General features: G+C 64.4%; 21 protein-coding genes and 1 tRNA gene. 9 read left to right on the forward strand and 13 right to left on the reverse strand.

What is annotated here, in order from left to right:
- Genes C5F53_RS14835 through C5F53_RS14845 form a run of 3 tightly spaced genes read left to right on the forward strand, consistent with a single transcriptional unit; the run spans nucleotide 1 to nucleotide 3,040 of the window.
- Nucleotides 1-972: an aspartate carbamoyltransferase catalytic subunit gene (locus C5F53_RS14835; protein WP_105262154.1), complete on the forward strand. Its 972-nt coding sequence runs from the start codon at nucleotides 1-3 to the stop codon at nucleotides 970-972.
- A 13-nt stretch (nucleotides 973-985) separates the two neighbouring features.
- Complete coding sequence (locus C5F53_RS14840; protein WP_105262275.1) at nucleotides 986-2,278, forward strand: dihydroorotase; 1,293 nt, start codon at nucleotides 986-988, stop codon at nucleotides 2,276-2,278.
- A 3-nt stretch (nucleotides 2,279-2,281) separates the two neighbouring features.
- A complete protein-coding gene (locus C5F53_RS14845) occupies nucleotides 2,282-3,040 on the forward strand; it encodes a 1-acyl-sn-glycerol-3-phosphate acyltransferase (RefSeq protein WP_105262155.1) in 759 nt (252 codons plus the stop codon).
- Here C5F53_RS14845 and C5F53_RS14850 read toward each other — a convergent pair.
- The gene (locus C5F53_RS14850) at nucleotides 3,037-4,104 is read right to left on the reverse strand and encodes an ABC transporter ATP-binding protein (protein WP_105262156.1); all 1,068 of its coding nucleotides are present in this window, start codon (nucleotides 4,102-4,104) and stop codon (nucleotides 3,037-3,039) included. The genes C5F53_RS14845 and C5F53_RS14850 overlap by 4 nt on opposite strands.
- Nucleotides 4,105-4,174: 70 nt before the next feature.
- On the opposite strand from C5F53_RS14850, the gene C5F53_RS14855 reads away from it, so the two are divergent.
- Nucleotides 4,175-5,797, forward strand: coding sequence for an iron ABC transporter permease (locus tag C5F53_RS14855; protein WP_105262157.1), 1,623 nt, complete (start codon nucleotides 4,175-4,177; stop codon nucleotides 5,795-5,797).
- Between the two features lie 72 nt (nucleotides 5,798-5,869).
- On the opposite strand, the gene C5F53_RS14860 is transcribed toward C5F53_RS14855, so the two are convergent.
- From C5F53_RS14860 to C5F53_RS14880, 5 genes are all read right to left on the reverse strand, one after another.
- Nucleotides 5,870-5,944 (reverse strand) — tRNA-Arg (locus tag C5F53_RS14860).
- A 156-nt stretch (nucleotides 5,945-6,100) separates the two neighbouring features.
- Nucleotides 6,101-7,315 (reverse strand): VWA domain-containing protein, encoded by a 1,215-nt coding sequence (locus C5F53_RS14865; RefSeq protein ID WP_105262158.1) that lies wholly within the window; start codon nucleotides 7,313-7,315, stop codon nucleotides 6,101-6,103.
- A gap of 19 nt (nucleotides 7,316-7,334) precedes the next feature.
- Complete coding sequence (locus C5F53_RS14870; RefSeq protein ID WP_105262159.1) at nucleotides 7,335-7,931, reverse strand: GNAT family N-acetyltransferase; 597 nt, start codon at nucleotides 7,929-7,931, stop codon at nucleotides 7,335-7,337.
- A gap of 2 nt (nucleotides 7,932-7,933) precedes the next feature.
- Nucleotides 7,934-8,158 carry a hypothetical protein gene (locus C5F53_RS14875; RefSeq protein WP_105262160.1) on the reverse strand — a complete coding sequence of 75 codons (225 nt, stop codon included), beginning with the start codon at nucleotides 8,156-8,158 and terminating at the stop codon, nucleotides 7,934-7,936.
- Between the two features lie 10 nt (nucleotides 8,159-8,168).
- Complete coding sequence (locus C5F53_RS14880; RefSeq protein ID WP_105262161.1) at nucleotides 8,169-9,023, reverse strand: MoxR family ATPase; 855 nt, start codon at nucleotides 9,021-9,023, stop codon at nucleotides 8,169-8,171.
- A gap of 129 nt (nucleotides 9,024-9,152) precedes the next feature.
- Here C5F53_RS14880 and C5F53_RS14885 point away from each other — a divergent pair, with 129 nt between their 5' ends.
- Together C5F53_RS14885 and C5F53_RS14890 are read left to right on the forward strand one after the other, a co-directional pair.
- Nucleotides 9,153-9,818, forward strand: coding sequence for a cytochrome c (locus C5F53_RS14885; protein ID WP_105262162.1), 666 nt, complete (start codon nucleotides 9,153-9,155; stop codon nucleotides 9,816-9,818).
- Between the two features lie 99 nt (nucleotides 9,819-9,917).
- Entirely contained in the window at nucleotides 9,918-10,388 is a 471-nt protein-coding gene (locus C5F53_RS14890; protein WP_105262163.1) for a hypothetical protein, read from the forward strand.
- Here C5F53_RS14890 and C5F53_RS14895 read toward each other — a convergent pair whose 3' ends face one another.
- Complete coding sequence (locus C5F53_RS14895; protein WP_105262164.1) at nucleotides 10,389-10,823, reverse strand: DUF1841 family protein; 435 nt, start codon at nucleotides 10,821-10,823, stop codon at nucleotides 10,389-10,391.
- 214 nt (nucleotides 10,824-11,037) lie between these two features.
- On the opposite strand from C5F53_RS14895, the gene C5F53_RS14900 reads away from it, so the two are divergent.
- Nucleotides 11,038-11,793: a sulfite exporter TauE/SafE family protein gene (locus tag C5F53_RS14900; protein WP_105262165.1), complete on the forward strand. Its 756-nt coding sequence runs from the start codon at nucleotides 11,038-11,040 to the stop codon at nucleotides 11,791-11,793.
- A gap of 21 nt (nucleotides 11,794-11,814) precedes the next feature.
- Here the strand turns inward: C5F53_RS14900 and C5F53_RS14905 are convergent, their stop codons facing one another.
- The 4 genes from C5F53_RS14905 to C5F53_RS14920 form a co-directional block, all read right to left on the reverse strand.
- Nucleotides 11,815-12,528: a hypothetical protein gene (locus C5F53_RS14905; protein WP_146097371.1), complete on the reverse strand. Its 714-nt coding sequence runs from the start codon at nucleotides 12,526-12,528 to the stop codon at nucleotides 11,815-11,817.
- A 167-nt stretch (nucleotides 12,529-12,695) separates the two neighbouring features.
- Nucleotides 12,696-14,723, reverse strand: coding sequence for a diguanylate cyclase (locus C5F53_RS14910; RefSeq protein WP_105262167.1), 2,028 nt, complete (start codon nucleotides 14,721-14,723; stop codon nucleotides 12,696-12,698).
- A 9-nt stretch (nucleotides 14,724-14,732) separates the two neighbouring features.
- Nucleotides 14,733-16,559, reverse strand: coding sequence for a glutathione-regulated potassium-efflux system protein KefC (kefC, locus tag C5F53_RS14915; RefSeq protein ID WP_105262168.1), 1,827 nt, complete (start codon nucleotides 16,557-16,559; stop codon nucleotides 14,733-14,735).
- Nucleotides 16,559-17,284 (reverse strand): NAD(P)H-dependent oxidoreductase, encoded by a 726-nt coding sequence (locus C5F53_RS14920; RefSeq protein WP_105262276.1) that lies wholly within the window; start codon nucleotides 17,282-17,284, stop codon nucleotides 16,559-16,561. Before C5F53_RS14920 ends, kefC begins: the two co-directional genes overlap by 1 nt.
- A gap of 41 nt (nucleotides 17,285-17,325) precedes the next feature.
- Here C5F53_RS14920 and C5F53_RS14925 point away from each other — a divergent pair, with 41 nt between their 5' ends.
- Both C5F53_RS14925 and C5F53_RS14930 read left to right on the forward strand, forming a co-directional pair.
- Nucleotides 17,326-17,946, forward strand: a complete 621-nt coding sequence (locus tag C5F53_RS14925) for a ParA family protein (protein ID WP_105262169.1) — start codon at nucleotides 17,326-17,328, stop codon at nucleotides 17,944-17,946.
- 69 nt (nucleotides 17,947-18,015) lie between these two features.
- Nucleotides 18,016-18,471, forward strand: a complete 456-nt coding sequence (locus C5F53_RS14930) for a MaoC family dehydratase (RefSeq protein ID WP_105262170.1) — start codon at nucleotides 18,016-18,018, stop codon at nucleotides 18,469-18,471.
- On the opposite strand, the gene trmL is transcribed toward C5F53_RS14930, so the two are convergent.
- Both trmL and C5F53_RS14940 read right to left on the reverse strand, forming a co-directional pair.
- On the reverse strand, nucleotides 18,468-18,941 hold the full coding sequence (trmL, locus tag C5F53_RS14935) for a tRNA (uridine(34)/cytosine(34)/5-carboxymethylaminomethyluridine(34)-2'-O)-methyltransferase TrmL (RefSeq protein WP_105262171.1): 474 nt from the start codon (nucleotides 18,939-18,941) through the stop codon (nucleotides 18,468-18,470). The two genes, C5F53_RS14930 and trmL, sit on opposite strands and share 4 nt — an antisense overlap.
- A 32-nt stretch (nucleotides 18,942-18,973) precedes the next feature.
- A complete protein-coding gene (locus tag C5F53_RS14940; protein ID WP_105262172.1) occupies nucleotides 18,974-19,669 on the reverse strand; it encodes a ComF family protein in 696 nt (231 codons plus the stop codon).
- Nucleotides 19,670-19,705 lie beyond the last annotated feature (36 nt).

Raw genomic sequence — 19,705 nt, forward strand, 5'->3', positions numbered from 1 at the left:
ATGCTCTACAAACGCAACCCCCAACTCAACAAACACGGCGAGCTGGTGCACCTGTTGTCGGTCGAAGGCCTGCCCAAGAGCATCCTGACCCACATTCTGGACACCGCCTCCAACTTTGTGTCGGTCAACGACCGCGAAGTGAAGAAGGTGCCGCTTTTGCGTGGCAAAAGCGTGTTCAATTTGTTCTTTGAGAACAGCACGCGCACCCGTACCACCTTCGAAATTGCCGCCACACGCCTCAGCGCCGACGTCATCAACCTCGACATCGCGCGGTCCAGCGCCAGCAAAGGCGAATCACTGCTGGACACGATCGCCAATCTGAGTGCCATGGCTGCCGACATGTTCGTGGTGCGCCACAGCGAATCGGGTGCCCCCTACCTGATCGCCCAGCATGTGGCGCCCCATGTGCATGTGATCAACGCAGGTGATGGCCGCCATGCCCACCCCACCCAGGGTCTGCTGGACATGTACACCATCCGGCACTACAAGAAAGACTTTGCCAACCTCACCGTGGCCATCGTGGGCGACGTGTTGCACTCGCGTGTGGCGCGCTCCGACATCCATGCGCTGACCACGCTGGGCTGTGCCGAGGTGCGCGTGGTCGGCCCCAAAACGCTGGTGCCATCCGACATGGCGCAGATGGGGGTGCGCGTGTGCCACACACTCGAAGAAGGCATCAAGGACTGCGACGTCATCATCGTGCTCCGCCTGCAGAACGAACGCATGAGTGGTGCGCTGCTGCCGTCTACACAAGAGTATTTCAAGAGTTTTGGCCTGACGCCCGAGAAGCTGCAACTCGCCAAGAGTGATGCCATCGTCATGCATCCGGGCCCCATCAACCGGGGTGTGGAGATCGACTCCGCGGTGGTGGATGGGCTGCAGAGTGTCATCCTGCCGCAGGTGACCTTTGGCATCGCCGTACGTATGGCGGTGATGGGCATTGTGGCGGGCAACGACGCCGATCCGCGCTGAAAGAGGAATGAAGATGAACCTGTTGATTCAAGGCGGACGCGTCCTGGACCCTGCCAGTGGCACCGACCGTGTGGCCGACCTGGCCATTGCCGAGGGCCGCATCCTCGCGATCGGCGACACACCCGCGGGTTTTGTCCCCGACCAGACGATTGCCGCACACGGCCTCGTGGTCGCACCTGGCCTGGTGGACCTGTGCGCGCGCCTGCGCGAATCCGGTCAGCCTCAAGCCGGCCGGCTCAGCAGCGAACGTGCTGCGGCTGCCGCGGGCGGCGTTACCACGCTGGTGTGCCCGCCCGACACCAAGCCGGTGCTGGACGAAGCCGGCCTGGTGGAGATGTTGCACTACCGCACCCAGATTCAGGGTGGGCCGCGTGTGTTGCCCCTTGGCGCGCTGACCCGCGCACTGGCGGGTGAAGTGCTCTCGCCCATGCAGCAGTTGGCCGATGCCGGTTGTGTGGGGTTTGGCCAGGCCGAAGTGCCCTTGGTCAACACCCAAGTAACCCAGCGTGCCTTGCAGTACGCCAGCACCTTTGGCTACAGCGTGTGGCTGCGACCGCAGGAATACCACCTGGGCAAAGGCGTGGCCGCGAGCGGCCCACTGGCCACACGACTGGGCCTCGCTGGCGTGCCCGTGGCGGCCGAAACCATTGCCTTGCACACCATCTTCGAGCTGGTGCGCTCGACCCAGGCCCGTGTGCACCTGTGCCGCATCAGCAGTGCGGCCGGGGTGGCGCTGGTACGCCAAGCCAAGGCCGAGGGCCTGCCCATCACCTGCGATGTGAGCATCAACTCGCTGCACCTGACCGATGTGGACATTGGTTACTTCGACAGCCGCATGCGCCTGAACCCGCCGCTGCGTCAGCAGCGCGACCGTGACGCGCTGCGTGCCGGCCTGGCCGATGGCACCATCGACGCGCTGGTGTCCGACCACACACCGGTGGATGAAGACGACAAAGCCCTGCCATTTGCCGAAAGTGAGCCGGGTGCGACCGGGCTGGAGCTGTTGCTGAGCCTGTCCCTCAAATGGGCACACGACAGCCAACTGGGGCTTGACCGTGCTCTGGCCGTGGTCAGCAGCCAGGCAGCCCGGGTGCTGGGCAACGGCGCAGGCCCATTGGCCGGCAGCCTGGGCCAGCTCACGGTGGGGGGTATGGCCGATGTGTGTGTGTTCGACCCAAAAGCCGCCTGGGTGGTCGAGCCCGCCGCGCTGCGCAGCCAGGGGTTGCACACGCCCTTCAGTGGGTATGAGTTGCCGGGTTGTGTGCGCGCCACCATAGTGGCGGGGCGCATCGCCTTCGCGGCCTGACCCATGGCCCGCGTGCTGGCCTGCTGGCGTCTGCTGCGTGTATTTACCCATGTGCTGGCGGGCGCCTGGCGCATCCGGTGGGTGTTTCCGCGTCTGCAGCAGCCTGCGCGTGATGCAGAAGTTCAGGCCTGGGCCCGCGAAATGCTTGCGCGACTAGCTATCAAATTAATAGTGCATGGCCAGCCACCCGCGGTCGGCCCGGTGCTGCTGGTGGCCAACCACATCTCCTGGTTGGACATTGTGGTGATGCACGCCGCACGCCACTGTCGCTTTATCTCCAAGGCCTCGGTGCAGCACTGGCCCATTGTGGGTACTCTGGCGAATGGTGCGGGCACGCTGTACATCGAACGCGAGTCGCGCCGCGACGCCATGCGGGTGGTGCACCACATGGCTGAACGCCTGGGCGCGGGTGATGTGTTGGCCGTGTTTCCCGAAGGCACCACGGGCGATGGCACTACCGTGCGCCCCTTCCACGCCAACATGCTGCAGGCCGCCATTGCGGCCCAGGCCCCGGTGCAGCCCGTGGGCCTGCACTTTGGCGACAGCGCGGGGCAGCACAGCTTGGCGCCTTGTTATATCGGGGACGACAGCCTCTGGGATTCGCTCTGGCGCACGCTCAAGACCCAGGGCCTGCAGGCGGTGGTGAGTTTTGGCCAAGTGCAGTTGCCCGAAGGGCGCGACCGCCGTGCCTGGGCGGCAGACCTGCACCAGGCCGTGGTAGACCTGCGTGCCGACCTTGGGGCTCCGGCGCCGAAACCTTAGGCCAGGCGGCTGAAGGTCACCACGTGGTCTACCTGCGGGCGGATGCCAATCCATTCGCCCAGGCGGTGGTTGTGGTGGCTGGGCACATGGGCCATGACGGTGAGGCCGCTGTCCAGCCGCAGCGTGTACAAAAACTCTGACCCCCGAAACGCCTTGCGCACAATCTCGGCCTTCACCGGCGCGTCGTCGTCGTGCACGATGTCATCAGCGCGCAGCAGTACATCACATTCGCCTTGCGGATACGCGCTGGGCAAGGGGCATTCACTCACGTCCTGCAACACGCCCAGCGGAGTGTGCACCACTGGCTCGCCGTGCGCCATGGCAATGGTGGCGGGGGCAAACACCCCGTGGCCAATGAAGTCGGCCACAAAACGGGTGGCCGGGCGGTGGTACAGCGTGTAGGCGTCGTCCCACTGGTGCAGCGTGCCCTCATGCATCACACCAATCATGTCGCCAATCGCAAACGCTTCCATCTGGTCATGGGTGACAAACAGCGCCGTGGCGCCTGCGGTTTTGAGGATGCCACGCACCTCATGTGCCAGGCGTTCGCGCAGGTCTACATCGAGGTTGGAAAACGGTTCGTCCAGCAGCAGCAGCTGGGGGCGGGGTGCCAGCGCACGCGCCAGGGCCACGCGTTGTTGCTGCCCACCCGACAACTCATGTGGGTAACGGTGCTCCTGGCCCGACAGGCCCACCCATTCCAGCACCTCGGCCACTCGCCGCTGGCGCTCGGCGCTGGGCAACTGGTGGATGCCAAACGCCACATTGCGTGCCACATCCAGGTGAGGGAAGAGGGCGTAGTCCTGGAACACCATGCCAATGCGGCGCTCCTGCGCCGGCACACTGCTCTGGGCCGAGCTCACCAGCGCGCCACCCAGGTGGATGTGCCCACCACTGGCCGGCTCCAGCCCGGCCACGGCGCGCAACAGCGTGGTTTTGCCACAACCGGAGGGCCCGATCAGCACCCCAATGTCTCCTGCCCGCAGGCTTAGCGACGCGTTTTGCACCGCCGCCTGCGTGCGGCCCGGGTAATGCACCTGCAGCTGAGAGACTTCTAGAAACATGCTGGGATTGTAGATACTTACAATTCGCATTCAGAGCCCCATCCACCTGCCCGCGACCCCCACCTCCCTTATGTCTTTCTCGCGCCTCACGCGCATTCCCCTGGCCTTGTTTGTTGTGGCGCTGTTGCTGCCTGTGGTGGCGGTGTTTGGCGCTTGGCTGCCCTGGGGCGAGTCGGGCGCGCAGTCGCTGCTGATCGTGCAGGAGATGGCGCGCACCGTGCTGCCCGAATACGCCTGGACCACCGTGCAGCTGTGCCTGATGGTGGGCGTGGGCGTGGTGCTGGTGGGCCTGGGTACGGCGGCGGCGGTCACGCTGTTCGACTTTCCGGGTCGGCGCGTGTTTGAGTGGGCGCTGCTGCTGCCGCTGGCCATGCCTGCCTATGTGGTGGCGTATGCCTATACCGACTTCCTGCAATTCAGCGGCCCGCTGCAAACCAGCGTGCGCGCCTGGCTGCAGTTGGAGGGGCGGGTATTCCCCGAGGTGCGCAGCGTCGCGGGCGCGGCCTGGGTGTTCACCTTTGTGCTGTATCCGTATGTTTACCTGCTGGCGCGCACCGCCCTGTCCGAACGCGCCAGCCACCTGATGGAGGCGGCCCGCCTGATGGGCGCCGGCTTGCTGCGGCGCATGGCCGTGGTGGCGCTTCCGCTGGCGCGCCCGGCCGTGGCGGCCGGTGTGGCGCTGGCGCTGATGGAGGTGCTGGCGGACTTTGGTGTCTCCAGCTACTTTGGCATCCAGACCTTTACCGCTGGCATCTACAAAGCCTGGCTGGCCATGGACAACCGCATTGCCGCGGCCCAGTTGGCCACGCTGCTGCTGGCGCTGGTGGCCTTACTGCTTTGGCTGGAGCAGCGCGCGCAGGCGCGTATGCGTTTTGCATCCGGCAAGGGCGCGCGCGCCAACGCCAGTGATGCGCAGCCCCTGCGGCTGGACGGGCACCGCGCCGGCTGGGCCTGGCTGGTGTGTACGCTGCCCATCTTGATGGGTTTTGTGCTGCCGGTGCTGTTTATGCTGCGCCCGCTGTGGGTGGAGCAAAACGCGCTGCCCTGGAGCCGCTTTGGCGAGTGGGCGCTGAACAGCGTGCGCCTGGCCGGCATCACCAGTGTGCTGGCTGTGGGCATTGCGCTGGCTCTGGCCTACGGTGCGCGCCGCAGCAGCCACTGGGGGCCGCGTGTGGCGGCCCAACTGGCGGGCCTGGGCTACGCCATTCCTGGGGCGGTGGTGGTGGTGGGCCTGCTGCTGCCCGTGGGCTGGGTGCAGGCCTGGCAGCCCGAGTGGCAGGTGGGCTACTTTGTCACCGCCACGGCGCTGGGCATTGTCTGGGCCTACCTAGTGCGCTTTTGCGCGGTGGCGCTGCAGTCACTGCAAAGCGGCTATGCGCGCATTCCCGCCAGTATGGACGACGCGGCCCGCATGCTGGGTACCAGCGACGCGGGCACCCTGCTGCGTGTGCACTGGCCGCTGCTGCGCCGCTCTACCGCCGCCGCGGCCTTGCTGGTGTTTGTGGACGTGATGAAAGAGCTGCCCGCCACACTGGTGCTGCGCCCCTTCAACAGCGACACGCTGGCCGTGGTGGCCTACCAGCTGGCCCGCGACGAGCGCCTAGGCGAAGCTGCCGTGCCCAGCCTGGCGCTGGTGCTGGTGGGGCTGATTCCGGTGGTGATGCTGAGCCGGACGCTGCGCAGCAAGGTTTGAGTGCCAAAAGTGGCTGAATGGCCCGTGGATATTGCGCGAGCAGCTATCAAGTTCATAGCATTCTGAAAAGGCTGGTGCCCCCGACAGGAATCGAACCTGTATCTGCCCCTTAGGAGGGGGCCGTTCTATCCATTGAACTACGGAGACCAGCGAGCCGGGATTGTAAGGGGGCACAGGGAGCGGCCGGTTTCGCCGCCGGGCCGCCCCAAGGCGCTCTGAACCGCTTGGCGGTCAGCCCCGCCAGGGAAATGCGCCCCCTTGGGGGGCAGCGACCCGCGCAGCGGCGGAGCGTGGGGGCACTGTCTACTTGGTCAGCTGGCGCATCGCCTCTTCCAGGCCCTTGAGGGTCAGCGGGTACATCTTGTTGTGCATCAGCTGCTGGATCACGCTGATGCTCTGGCGGTACTGCCACACGCCTTGGGGCTCGGGGTTGATCCAGGCGAACTTGGGGAAGGTGCTGGTCAGGCGCTGTAGCCATTCGGCGCCGGCCTCTTCGTTGTTGTATTCCACGCTGCCGCCGGGCTGCAAAATCTCGTAGGGGCTCATGGTCGCGTCGCCCACAAAGATCAGCTTGTAGTCCTTGTTGTACTTGCGAAGGATGTCCCAGGTATTGAATTTCTCGGCAAAGCGGCGGCGGTTGTTCTTCCACATGTAGTCGTACACGCAGTTGTGGAAGTAATAGAACTCCAGGTGCTTGAACTCGGTCTTGGTGGCGCTGAACAGTTCTTCCACGCGCGCAATGTGCTCGTCCATGGTGCCGCCCACGTCCATCAGCAGCAGCACCTTGACGTTGTTGTGGCGCTCGGGCCGCATCTTGATGTCCAGGTAGCCCGCGTTGGCTGCCGTCTTGCTGATGGTTTCGTCCAGGTCCAGCTCGTCCTCGTGGCCTTCGCGCGCAAACTTGCGCAGGCGGCGCAGCGCCACCTTGATGTTGCGTGTGCCCAGCTCCTGGGTGTCGTCGTAATCTTTGTAGGCGCGCTGGTCCCACACCTTCACGGCGCTTTTGTTGCGGCCCTTGTCCTGTCCAATGCGGATGCCCTGGGGGTTGTAGCCATTGGCGCCAAACGGGCTGGTGCCGCCGGTGCCAATCCATTTGCTGCCGCCTTCGTGGCGTTCCTTCTGCTCTTCAAAGCGCTTTTTCAGCGTCTCCATGAGCTCGTCCCAGCCCATTTTCTCGATCTTGGCCTTGTCTTCGGGGCTGAGGTTGAGCTCCAGGTTCTTGCGCAGCCATGCCAGCGGAATGTCCTTGGTGAAGTCGGCAATCATCTCCACGCCTTTGAAATAGGCGGCAAAGGCGCGGTCGAACTTGTCGTAGTGTTTCTCGTCCTTCACCAGCGTGGTGCGGCTCAGGTAATAAAAGTCGTCAATCGTGTAGCCCGTGGGCTCGGACGCATCTTCGGGCTGCGGTGTCATCGGCCCCACCACGCCTTTTTGTAAGGCTTCCAGCAGGGTCAGGTATTCCTTGACCGAGACCGGCAGCTTGGCAGAGCGCAGGGTGTAGAAAAAGTCCAGCAGCATAGGGTGCTCCTTGCGCGTATCAGGCGCGCGGCTTGTCCAGTAAGTACAGCAGCTGTGCCTTGGCTTCGGGCCATTCGCCGCTGCGCATGCTGTACATCACGGTGTCGCGGATGGTGCCGTCGCGGCGCAGCGCGTGGCCGCGGATCACGCCATCTTTCTTCGCGCCCAGGCGCTCGATGGCGGCCTGGGACGCAAAGTTGAAGTTATCAGTGCGCCAGCCCACCACATGGCAGCCCAGGGTTTCAAACGCGTGGGTCAGCAGCAAGAGTTTGCAGGTGGTGTTGACGTGGCTGCGCTGGCTGCTTTTGCCGTACCAGGTGTAGCCAATTTCCACACGTTTCACGGCGGGCACGATGTCGTGGTAGCTGCTGCTGCCCAGCACGCGGCCAGTGGCTTCGTCCGTCACGGCGAAGGCAAAGCGGTTGCCAGCCTCGCGCATGGACAGCGCGTCGTCGATGTACTTGCGGGTGTATTCAGGTTCGGGCACCGAGGTGATGCGCAGGGTCCACAGCTCGCCATCAGCGGCCGCAGCGCGCAGGCCGGCCTCATGTTCCAGGCCCAGCGGGACCAACTTCACGCCGCGGGCGGCCAGGGTGACGGGTTCCACAAAGGCCATGGTTATTCCTTGTCCGACGGTGTTTTGCGGTTGCGCCAGCGGCGGGCCAGTTGCAGGCCCAGGCCACCGCCCAAGCCCACCAGCACGATGCCGCCAATGCTGGCGGCGCCGTAACCTGGCGCAAACACATCCAGCCCCAGCAGGCGGCCGGCCCAGAAGCCGAGCAGCGCACCGCCCACAAAGCCCACGGCGTCAGACACGCCTTCGATCATTGGATTGTTTTTCATGGGGTGTGGCTTAGCGGTTGTGGCGTTGCATGAACATCAGTTTTTCGAACAGCGTGGTGTCCTGCTCGTTTTTCAGCAGCGCACCTACCAGCGGGGGGACGGCCATTTTGTCGTCCTTGCTTTGCAGTGCTTCGAGTGGAATGTCTTCGGCCAGCAGCAGCTTGAGCCAGTCCAGTAGTTCGCTGGTGGAGGGCTTTTTCTTCAGGCCGGGCAGGTTGCGCACCTCAAAAAAGGTTTTCATGGCCGCGGCCAGCAGCTCTTTCTTCAGGCCGGGAAAGTGCACCTCCACAATGCTCTGCATGGTGGTGGCATCGGGAAACTTGATGTAGTGGAAGAAGCAGCGGCGCAAAAACGCGTCAGGCAGTTCTTTTTCGTTGTTGGAGGTGATGAACACCAGCGGGCGGTGTTTGGCCTTGATCAGCTCGCGCGTTTCGTAGCAGTAGAACTCCATGCGGTCGATTTCGCGCAACAGGTCGTTGGGGAACTCGATGTCGGCCTTGTCGATCTCGTCGATCAGCAGCGCGACCGGTTTGTCGGCGGTAAATGCCTGCCACAACACACCTTTGATGATGTAGTTGTGGATGTCCTTGACGCGTTCGCCGCCGTCAATGTCGGACAGCTGCGAGTCGCGCAGACGACTCACCGCGTCGTATTCATACAGACCCTGCTGGGCCTTGGTGGTGGACTTGATGTGCCATTGCAGCAGGGGCATGTCCAGCGCCTGCGCCACTTCCTCGGCCAGCATGGTTTTGCCGGTGCCGGGCTCACCTTTCACCAGCAGCGGGCGCTGCAGCGTGATGGCCGCGTTGACCGACAGCATCAGGTCCTGGGTGGCGACGTAGTTCTTGGTTCCGTGGAATTTCATGGCGTGGGCGGACAGGGCAAGGATGGGCGGACCCAACGAGGCAGAAAAAGCCTGCAAAGGGCACGGGTGGTGGTCGATATAATCGGCAGGCTGATTTATATCAATCACCGTCTGGATTGTCCCCGCAAAATGAACAAATTCCTCTTCTCCGTGTCCGCTGCGCTTGTCGCCTCTGTGACCGTTTTCGCTGCCCACGCCCAGGGCGTCCAAGGTGACATCAAGGCTGGCGAAAAGAAGAACGCCATGTGTATTGGCTGCCACGGCATTGTGGGCTACCAAGCCAGCTTCCCCGAAATCCACAAGGTCCCCAAGATCTCGGGCCAGGGCGGCAAGTACATTGCCTCCGCCCTCAACGCCTACAAAACCGGTGAGCGCAAACACGCGTCCATGCGCGGCATTGCTGCCTCGCTGACCGACCAGGACATCGCCGACTTGGCCGCCTACTACGAAGCCAGCGGTGCGGTGGAAGGTGCTCCAGCCTTGGCTAAGGCGCCCGAGGCCTCGGAAAAAGTGAACGCGCTGCTGACCAAAGGCGCCTGTGCCTCCTGCCACGGCGATTCGTTCAGCAAACCCATCGACCCCACCTACCCCAAGATCGCTGGCCAGCACAGCGACTACCTGTTCGTGGCCCTGAAGGCCTACAAGGTAGAAGGCAACGCCCAAGTGGGCCGCGGCAACGCCATCATGGGCGGTGTGGCCAAGCAGTTCACCAATGCCGAGCTCAAAGAGCTGTCCAATTACCTGGGCAAGCTGCCAACCGACCTCAAGGTCGTGCCTCAAAACCGCTTCCGTTAAACCGGACAGCACCTCCCCAAAAAAGCCGCTCTTGAGCGGCTTTTTTGTGTCTGGTTTTCCCTGCTTGTGGCGGTGAGTCATCGCTCCTAGACTGGTGCCATGACTATTTCCCGCGACCAGCCTTTCTCGACCGAGGGTCTTGGCAAGGCCTTGTTTCGCCCCCATGGACGGGCAGACTGGCGCATTGATGGTGACGTGTTGCGCACCGACGTGGTGGGGCCGTTTAACCGGGAACTGGCCGAGGCGATCGGACCCATCTTGCACCAGGCCTATGCCTTGTTGTGTGCCCAGGGGCCGTGTGCCGAAGTGGTCATCGTGCACGGCAGTGCACTGGCCGGCCCCGAAGCGCTGACGGCGTTGACCGGGGAATTGCGCAAGTTTGTACAGGAAGGCCTGGCCCCGGTGGGCACGGCCTTTGTGATGGCGCCCGAGGTGGAGGGCAGCCACTTCATGCCCGCCTTGCTGGTGCAGAGTTTTGCACACGCCGGTTGGCCGGCCTGTCAGGTGTTTGCCACGGCGGACGAGGCCGAGGCCTGGGTGCAAGGGCTGCTCGCAGCCGCCCGGGCCTGATCAGTCTTTGGTAGCGTGCCGCTGCACGCAAGCAATGTAGGCATTGCCGTCGGGTGGGCGACCGGCGCGCTGGCTTTCCCACAGCATGGTGCCCAAACATTCCATAGCTTCGTGGTGCGCCTGGTGCAGCGAGTTGCGCTTGTGCGTGAGCAGCTCCACCGCCTGGCGAATGCCACGCGGCTGGTCGATGCTGCACTGCTCGCTGATCGACAGGTGCATAGAGAGGTGCAAAAACGGGTTGGTGCGGCCCTCGGTGGCCTCGTACATGGTGGCCAGCGCGGTGTCCACATCGGCAAAGTCGGCGGCGTACTCGGGGTGCTCGTCCATCCACTGGGATGCTATGGTTTCAATAGCTTCCAGCGCAACACCTGAGCGGGCCTTGGCATAAGTAGAGCAAAAAAATCGACGTACGTCTTCTTGGGAGGGACTGAACATGGGGCCAAGGTTAGCACGCGTCTGTCACTCCGGTGCGGCCTTGCGGGCATGCCCCCAGGGCCGCACGGGCGCCGGGCCCTGTGTACCATGCGCATCGGTGTGGGGCAGGGCATGGCGGTGGTGCTGGCGCGTGTGTAGGGCGGCTGGTTGCTATGGTTTTGGAAGCTGCTCACGCAGTATCCACGGGGGCTAGAGCCCTAAAACACCCATATTCATGACCTTTCCGCTGATCACCGATCCATTTTTCTACGCCGTCACCATCCCCGCCGTGTTGCTGCTGGGCATCAGCAAAAGTGGCTTTGGCGCGGGTTTTGGCTCTCTGGCCGTGCCCATGATGGCGCTTGCCGTCACGGTGCCCGAGGCTGCCGCCATCCTGATGCCGGTGTTGTTCCTCATGGACGTGCTGGGCATGGCGGCGTTTCGCAAAGACTTTGACCTGGCGTTGCTGAAGTTTCTGATTCCGTGTGGGCTGGTGGGCATCGCCATCGGCGCGCTGTTGTTCAAGGTGCTGAACCCGCACACGGTGGCGGCGCTGGTGGGCGGTTTCACGCTGCTGTTTCTGGCGCAGCGCTTGTTGTTTCCGCCCAAGCCCGACAGCGCACCACCGCCGCGCTGGCTGGGCGCCATGCTCACCGCCACCTCGGGCTTTACCAGCTTCATTGCCCATGCGGGTGGCCCGCCCATCAACGCCTATGTGATCCCGCTCAAGCTCACTCCCCTCAAGTTCACCGCCACCATGGCGTTTTTCTTCTTTGTGGTGAACCTGAGCAAATGGATTCCCTATGGAATGCTGGGCCTGCTGGACATGCGCAACATGGCCACCAGCCTGGTGCTGCTGCCCATCGCCCCGGTGGGTGTGTGGATTGGCGTGCGCCTGGCGCGGCGCATCAGCCAGCAGCTTTTCTACCGCTTTCTGTACGCCGGCATGTTCTTGACTGGTGTGAAGCTGCTGTGGGACGGGTTGGCCTGAGCCAGCCCGCCGTACACGCGCTTATTTGGAAGCCCAGTAGGTGGCAGGGCCGGGCAGCGGGGTGGCCTCGTTGTCCAGCACCTTCATCCAGCGGGTGCCGGTCTCGTGTATCCAGCCCTGCAGGTGGCCGCGGTAGGCCAGGCTCGCATCCAGGTTGGCATCGGCGCGCAGCAGGAAGGTGATGCCCATGGACTTGCCGCGGAATTTGTTGCCATAGACGTTGATCAGCACCGCGCTGACCGGGAAGTCGCTGGCGTAGGGCGTCAGGCTTGCCAACGTGGACTTCACCCAGCTGTTGGGGTGGTTGGGCGCGCTGGCAAGGAGTTGCCGAAAGTTGGAGATAGCATCGCCGCGGGCGCAGGCGAAGAGCATGGCGCTGGCGTTGAGGCCAAAGTCGTCCACCAGGCCTACCGGGTTGTCGGTGGTGCAGGGCTGGTTGCCCCAGTTGATGGGCAGGGAGTTGGGCGTGAAGTTCAGCGCCATCGCAAACAGGGGGCCACCTTGGCGGTCCAGGTTGCGCAGGGTGAGCGATACCCGTGGGGTGGTGCCCGGGCTGTCACTGCGCCCGCCCGTAAGGGACAGAGCTTCTTCGTGTTTGCTCACGACTTCCCACTGGCCTTCCGGCAGCGGAATGGGTTTGGAAAACAAGCCCAGTGCAATGCCACTGGCCGTGAGGGTGGTGCCCACTTCGATCTTGTCGTAAGCCACTTGGGCGTGGCTGGTGGTGCTGGTCATGCCGGCCGCCAGGCCGGCCAGAAGGCACGCGGTGGTGCGTGCGGTGCTGCAAAAACGCAAAACTTGTCTCCCTATTATTGGTATTCAAACTGCTGCGATGCTAACGGCCCGGGCAGTGGCGCACCATCCCCCAAAAGAGTGATTCGGGGGCGTGCCGCGCCAAGGGCTTAGCGCATTTCCGGGTTGGGGGTGGTGGTTTGGGCGTCGAACACGGCCACGCAGTTGCGCCCGGCCTGTTTGGCGGTGTAGCAGGCGGCGTCGGCGGCGCGCAGCACATCGGCCGCGGTGGTGAAGCTGCCGTTGACCTGCACCAGGCCAATGCTGGCACCCACACCAAAGCTCTGGCCCTCCCAGGCCAGGCGGTAGGCCACCACGGCACTACGCAATTTTTCGGCCAGGGCCACGGCCTGCGGCAGGGGGCAGCGGCTCAGCAACACGGCAAATTCATCGCCGCCCAGCCGGGCCACGGTGTCGGTCTGGCGCACCTGCGCGGCCAGTGCGTGGGCTACATCGCGCAGCAGGGCGTCGCCGGCGGCATGGCCACCGGTGTCGTTGACCTGTTTGAAGTGGTCCAGGTCAATGAACATGGCGCAGAACGGCTCGGTGTTGGCGTTCAGCGTGGCGCGCTCCAGCAGGGTCTCGAAGGCCGGGCGGTTGGCCAAACCAGTGAGTGAGTCGTGGCTGGAGGTCCAGGCCAGGCGCTCGCGCTGTTCGCGCGCTTCGGTCACGTCTTCCACCGTCCAGATGGTGCCTTGCGAGCGGTCACCGGGCACTACGGCACGCCCGCGCATGTGCGCCCAGAACAGCTGGCCCGAGCGGCGGATCAGCTCCACTTCGCCGTCAAAAGCGCCGTGCTGCATGAACGAGGGGTGGGCGCGGGCCGACAGTGCCTGGTAGGCCTCGTCGGAGGGGTGGATCATGCGGGTGGGCTGGCCGATGGCGTGGTGTTTTTCGCAGCGGAAAATATGGCAAAAGTGCCGGCTCACCAGCTCAAAATGGCCGTTGCGGGTGAGTGCAATGCCCACCTCGGCATGGTCCAGCACCGCCTCCAGTTGCATCAGCAGGGCCTGGGTTTCGGTTTGTTTTTGTTGCCGGTGTTCCACCACGTGTTGAAAGGCCAGCGCCAGCTCGCCCACTTCGCCGCCATCGCGGGGCCAGCCCTCGTTGGAGGGGGCGGTCTCGGCCAGCATGCGCTCGGCCCGGTTGCGCAACTTGGAGATGGGCAGTGTCAAGTACCAGGCCAGCACCCCCGCCAGGGCCGCGGCCAAGAGGCCCACACCCATGGCGGCTTGCCAGGCGGTGGCTTGCGCAGCCTGCACCGGTTGCAAAGCCACGGCCCGTGGGGTAAGCCGCACCAGCACCCAGTCAGATACCGGAATGCCGGCCATGGACACCAGGTGGTCTTCACTTAGTACGGCGCTGCCGGTGGTGTCGATGGGGCTGCCCATATCACTCCAGCGCTGGTACACCGCACGCAGGCCCTCCTCGTCCGCGGCCCGGCCCAGCACCCGTGTGGGATCCGGGTGGGCCAGCAGCACGCCTTTTCGGTCCATCACCAGCGTGCGCGATGGGGTGTCGCGTGCCAGGTGTGTCACGTCAGAGAACAGGCTGGTGGACTGCAGGCCTAGCGAGCCTGCGATCACGCCCACCACCTTGCCATCCGCGCCCAGCGCAGGGGTGGAGATGATGAGGATGGGTGTTTTGCTCACCTTGCCCACCAGGGGTTCGGACACCACAGGCTGGTCGGTTTTGAGGCTTTGCTGAAAGTAGGTCCGGTCTGCGATGTTGGGCAGTTCGGTCGATGCCTGTCCCTTGACTAGCCGTGCCAGCATGACCCCGTCGGCCCGGGCTGCCAGCACGCTGTCAAACAGGGCACCCACAGCAGGCTTGTCGGCCAGGTAGCGGGTCATGGCCTCGGGCTGGCTCCACAACTCGGGGCGCACCTGGCGGGCCACGGCCCACAGCGAACCTTGCAGCATGTCCAGTTTGGTGGAGAGTAGCTCGGCGGTGCGCTGCACATCGTCACTGTTGCTTTGCAGCAGGACTTGCTGGATATTGCTCTTCGTCGTACTTAGAACCAACTGGGCCGTGACCACCGCAGACAGCACCCCGGTCACCGCAGCCATGGCCACAATTTTGAATTTAAGCGTGCTGACCCAGGCGAACCGGGTGCGATTCCAATTGGCGGCGTTCATGGGCGCATATTACCTATCCCAGTTGTGGGGCCGGCGCTGGGTTTGTTCGGCACGTTCCTGCGCCATCTGCTCTTCCAGCTGTTGGCGGCCTTGTTTGATCACGGCAATCAGCTTGGAGCTGTCTTTGTAGTGGGGGTGCAGCTTCTCGAACAGGTCCAGGTTGTGCTGGCGAAAACGCAGTGCGGTCTGGCGCGCTGCATGGGGCTCGTGGCCCAGCAGCTCCAGCACGCTGCGTGCGCTGCGCAGGCTGGACTCGAACAGCTCGCGCTCCACCAGCATCACACCGCGGTCGCGCAACTGGTTCCAGTGGGTCACGTCGCGCGCCCGCGCCACAATCTGCAGCTGCGGAAAATGCGCCTGCGCCAGGTCCACAATCTCCAGCGACTGTTCTACATCGTCTACCGCCACCACCAGCACCTTGGCGCTGGCCGCGCCCGCGGTGCGCAGCAGGTCCAGCCGGGTCGCGTCGCCATAAAACACGCGGTAACCAATGTTACGCGCCACTTCGATCATCTCGGCATCGTGGTCCAGCACGGTGGTAGCAATGCCCTCGGCCGTCAGCAGGCGGCCCACGATCTGGCCGTAGCGGCCAAAACCCGCAATCACGATGGGCGCCTCTTGCTGCTCGGAGATTTCCTCGAGCTGCGGTACGCCGCAGTTCGCGTAGCGCGGCAGCAGCAGCCGGTCCACCGCCACCAGGATCAACGGGCTCAGCAGCATGGACACGGCCACCGCGCCAATCAGCAGGGATGCGGTCTCGGCCGGGAACACCTTGGCCCCCGCCGCCGCCTGGAACACCACAAACGCAAACTCGCCGCCCTGGGCCAGCAGCAGGGTGAACACCGGGCGCTCCTGGAACGGCAGCTGGATGTGGCGCGCCAGCGCGTAAATCACCAGGCCTTTGACGGCCAGAAACCCCAGCACCACCAGCGCCATCACACCGGGCGATTGCAGCAGCACCCCAAAGTCGATGCTCATACCCACGGCGATGAAAAACAGGCCCAGTAGCAGGCCCTTGAAGGGTTCGATGTCGGTTTCCAGCTCGCGCCGGTATTCACTCTCGGCCAGCAGCACGCCGGCCAGAAAAGCGCCCAGCGCCATGGACAGGCCCACTAGCAGCATCAGCGCCGAGATGCCCACCACCAGCAGCAGCGCCGCGGCGGTGAAGATCTCGGGCGTCTTGGAGCGCGCAATCCAGCGCAGCAGCGGGCGGATGAGCAAGCGTCCACCGAGCACAATGCCGGCAATGACAGCTATGATTTTGATAGCTGCTTGCGCATATTCCATGGGGGCTGAGGCCTCATTTGTCACTGAAACGACGCCCAGCAGTGGCAGCAGCGCCAGGATGGGGATGGCTGCCACGTCCTGGAACAGCAGGATGGAAAACGCCGCCTGGCCGCTGCGGGTAGGCAGCAGGTTGCGCTCGCCCATCACCTGCAGCGCAATGGCCGTGCTGGACAGGGCCAGGCCCAGCGCGGCCACTACGGCCAGGCGCCAGCCCACGCCGCAGGCCATGGCCACCAGCGCCAGCAGCAGCGCACAACCCAGCACCTGCAGGCTGCCCCAGCCAAAGATGGAGCGGCGCAGGTTCCACAGCCGCTTGGGCTCCAGCTCCAGGCCCACCAGGAACAACATCAGCACCACACCAAACTCGGCAAAGTGCAGGATGTCTTCCACATTCGTCACCAGGCCCAGGCCCCAGGGGCCAATGGCAATGCCCGCCGCCAGGTAACCAATGATGGAGCCCAGGCCCACGGCCTTGGAGAGTGGCACGGCAATCACCGCCGCACTTAAATAGATGAAGCTGTTGATCAGCCAGGTCGGTGCGTGTTCCATTAGTTACTGGCCCCCACGCTTGCCACTGCGTGTGCTGCGCTGCCCCCCGAGGGGGCCCTCGCGTCTTGGGGCGGCCCGGCGACGCTCAAGTCGCTATGGGTCGGCCGGTCCGTGTCAGGCACCACACAGGCCGGGCAGCTTTCCATCTCGTCCAGCTCGGGCCATGCCGGGTAGCTGGCCAGGCGCTCGGCGAACATGGCCACGTGGCTGTCCACCTCGGCGCTGTCCACGCGGTGTGCGCCGTGCAGCACCATCGGGGGTAGAAAACGCATGCCGCAGAGGGCGGCGGTCTGCTCATAAGGCGGCAAAAAGGCATCGAAGAAATAGCGGTTGTAGCCCTGGGGGTGGTACGAACCCTCGGGTCCGCCGGTGGTGGCCACCAGCCACAGGTCTTTGCCCTGCAGGGCGTGGCCGCCGCCATAGGCCCAGCCGTGGGTCAACACCTCGTCCAGCCAGAGCTTGAGCAGCGCGGGCATGGAGTACCACTGCACCGGGTGCAACAGCACCACGAGTTGTGCCGCTTGGAGCCTGGCCTGCTCCGTCGGGATGGCAATGCTGTAGTCCGGGTAACGCGCGTACAGGTCACACACGGTGGCTGTGTCGGCGGCGCGGGCGGCCTGCAGCAGGCGCCGGTTGACGCGGGATTCGCGCCAGTTGGGGTGGGCGGCGACCACGTAAACGGGTTTGGTCGGTGTGGCGGGCGGTGCTTGGTGTTCGGTGTCCATGCCGATAACATAGCGCAGTTCCACCCTCCAAGGAGTCGTGTATGCCCGTGGTTGTTGTCGCCAATCCCAAAGGCGGGGTGGGAAAGTCCACCCTGTCCACCCAGATCGCGGGCTACTTTGCCTCCCAGGGGCATGCCGTCATGCTGGGGGATGCCGATCGGCAACAGTCCTCCCGGCTCTGGCTCACGCTGCGGCCCGCCGCGGCGCGGCCCATCAGCAGCTGGGAGGTGGGCGACGACCAAATCGCCAAACCGCCCAAGGGCACCACCCATGTGGTGCTGGACACCCCGGCCGGCCTGCATGGCAAGCGGCTGAAGGAAGTGCTCAAACTCGCCGACAAGGTGGTGGTGCCGCTGCAGCCCAGCGTGTTCGACATTTTTGCCACGCGCGCCTTTTTGGACGAGCTGGCCGACAGCGCCCATGCCGCCAAGACGCAGATCGGCATCGTGGGCATGCGCGTGGACGAGCGCACCCGCGCAGCCGACCAGTTGCATACCTTTGTCGACAGTCTGGGCCTGCCGGTGCTGGGCTTTGTGCGCGACACGCAAAACTACATCCAGCTTGCCGCCCGCGGGCTTACGGTGTTTGACGTCACGCCGGGCCGCGTAGAGCGCGACCTGGTGCAGTGGGAACCCATCTGCCGCTGGTTGAACGCCAAGTAGTCAGAACAGAAGGCCTGTTTGTCACCCGGCGGACACGCCGGTGCGCCGCGGCTGGCTACAGTGGACAGCATGAAAACCTTTGCCACCCTAGCCGAACTTTCCGCCCTGGTGGGCCAACACGTGGCCACCAGCGAGTGGATCACCGTCACCCAGGAACACATCAACCTGTTCGCCCAAGCCACGGGCGACTACCAGTGGATCCATGTGGACGTGGAGCGCGCCAAGGCTGGCCCGTTTGGTGCACCCATCGCACACGGTTTCCTCACGCTGTCGCTGATCCCCCGCTTTTTTGAAAGCGCCATCACCGTGACCGAGGCGCGCATGGGGGTGAACTACGGCTTGAACAAGGTGCGCTTTATCGCCCCGGTGCCGGTGAGCAGCCGCCTGCGTGCCCAGGTGAAACTGCTGGCCAGCGACCCCATCGACAACGGCGGCCGCCAGCAGACTTGGGAAGTGACGATTGAGCGCGAGGGCTCGCCCAAACCGGTCTGCGTGGCCGAATCGCTGGCGCGCCAGTACCCTTAAACGCTGGGGGTGGCAAACCCCTGCTGCCGCCAGGCCTCAAACACCGTCACGGCCACCGCGTTCGATAGGTTCAAGCTGCGCTGCCCCGCCATCATGGGCAGCCGCAGGCTGCGCGGGGCGTCAAACGCAGCGCGCACCGTGTCTGAAATTCCCTTGGTCTCCGAACCAAACACCAGCCAGTCGCCCGGCTGAAATGCCACCGCGTAAGGACTGCGCGTTCCGCGCGTGGTCAGCGTGAACATGCGATCCGGGGCGGGCTGCTCGGTGTCCAAAAAGGTTTGCCAGTCCGCATGGCGCTTGAGCGCTGCGTACTCGTGGTAATCCAGCCCCGCACGGCGCATGTGCTTGTCGTCCATGGAAAACCCCAGCGGCTCCACCAGGTGCAGCGTGCAGCCGGTGTTGGCCGCCAGGCGGATGACATTGCCCGTGTTGGGAGGGATTTCGGGCTCGACCAGAACGATATGGAACATGGCTGCTATTGTCGCGCGACCGTGGGGGCCATTCATTCGGTTCGCGCAAAAACCAGTACCGTGATGTGCGCGGCTCCTGCTGTGCGCAAGGCGGTCGTGGCGGCGTGCAGCGAGGCGCCACTGGTCATTACATCGTCTACCAGCACCACGTGCCGGTCCCGCAATGCACCCACGCGCAGAGGTTCCACGGCAAACGCCCCTTGCACGCTGCGCAGGCGTGCGTGGCGTGGCAAGCTGCTTTGGGGTGGTGTGTCGCGCACCCGCAGCAGCAGTTCGGTGTGGACCTTGCCGGGTGCCAGGTGGCGCGCCAGTTCCAGTGCCTGGTTGAAACCACGCGTCTGCAGGCGCTGTGCCGACAAGGGCAGGGGCAGCACCAAGTGCGCGGCCTCCAGGGCCGGCTCCACCCAGGGGGCGCTGCGCATCAGCGTGGCCAGGGTACGGGCCCAGGCCGGGTGCTGCTGGAACTTGAACTCCACCACCAGGCCTGACCAGGGGTAAGCGTAAGGCACGGCGGCCAGCGCGGCGTCCCACAGCGGTGGGGTGGTGATACAGGTGCCACAGCGCGGCATGCCAGCGGGCAGGGGCAGGGCACAGGTCTCGCAGCGGTGCACGGGTTGCGCGAACTGGGCCACGCAGTCCTCACACACGGCATGGGCCGGCCAGGCGTGGCACACGGCACACCGGCTGGGCAGGCGCTGCGATACCCCCTGGAGCAGCTGGAGGAACATGCAGGCAATATACTCGCCAGCGCTTTCCGCACCCAC

It is taken from the genome of Rhodoferax sp. TS-BS-61-7, from assembly GCF_002943465.1.
Taxonomy (GTDB): Bacteria; Pseudomonadota; Gammaproteobacteria; order Burkholderiales; family Burkholderiaceae_C; genus Allorhodoferax.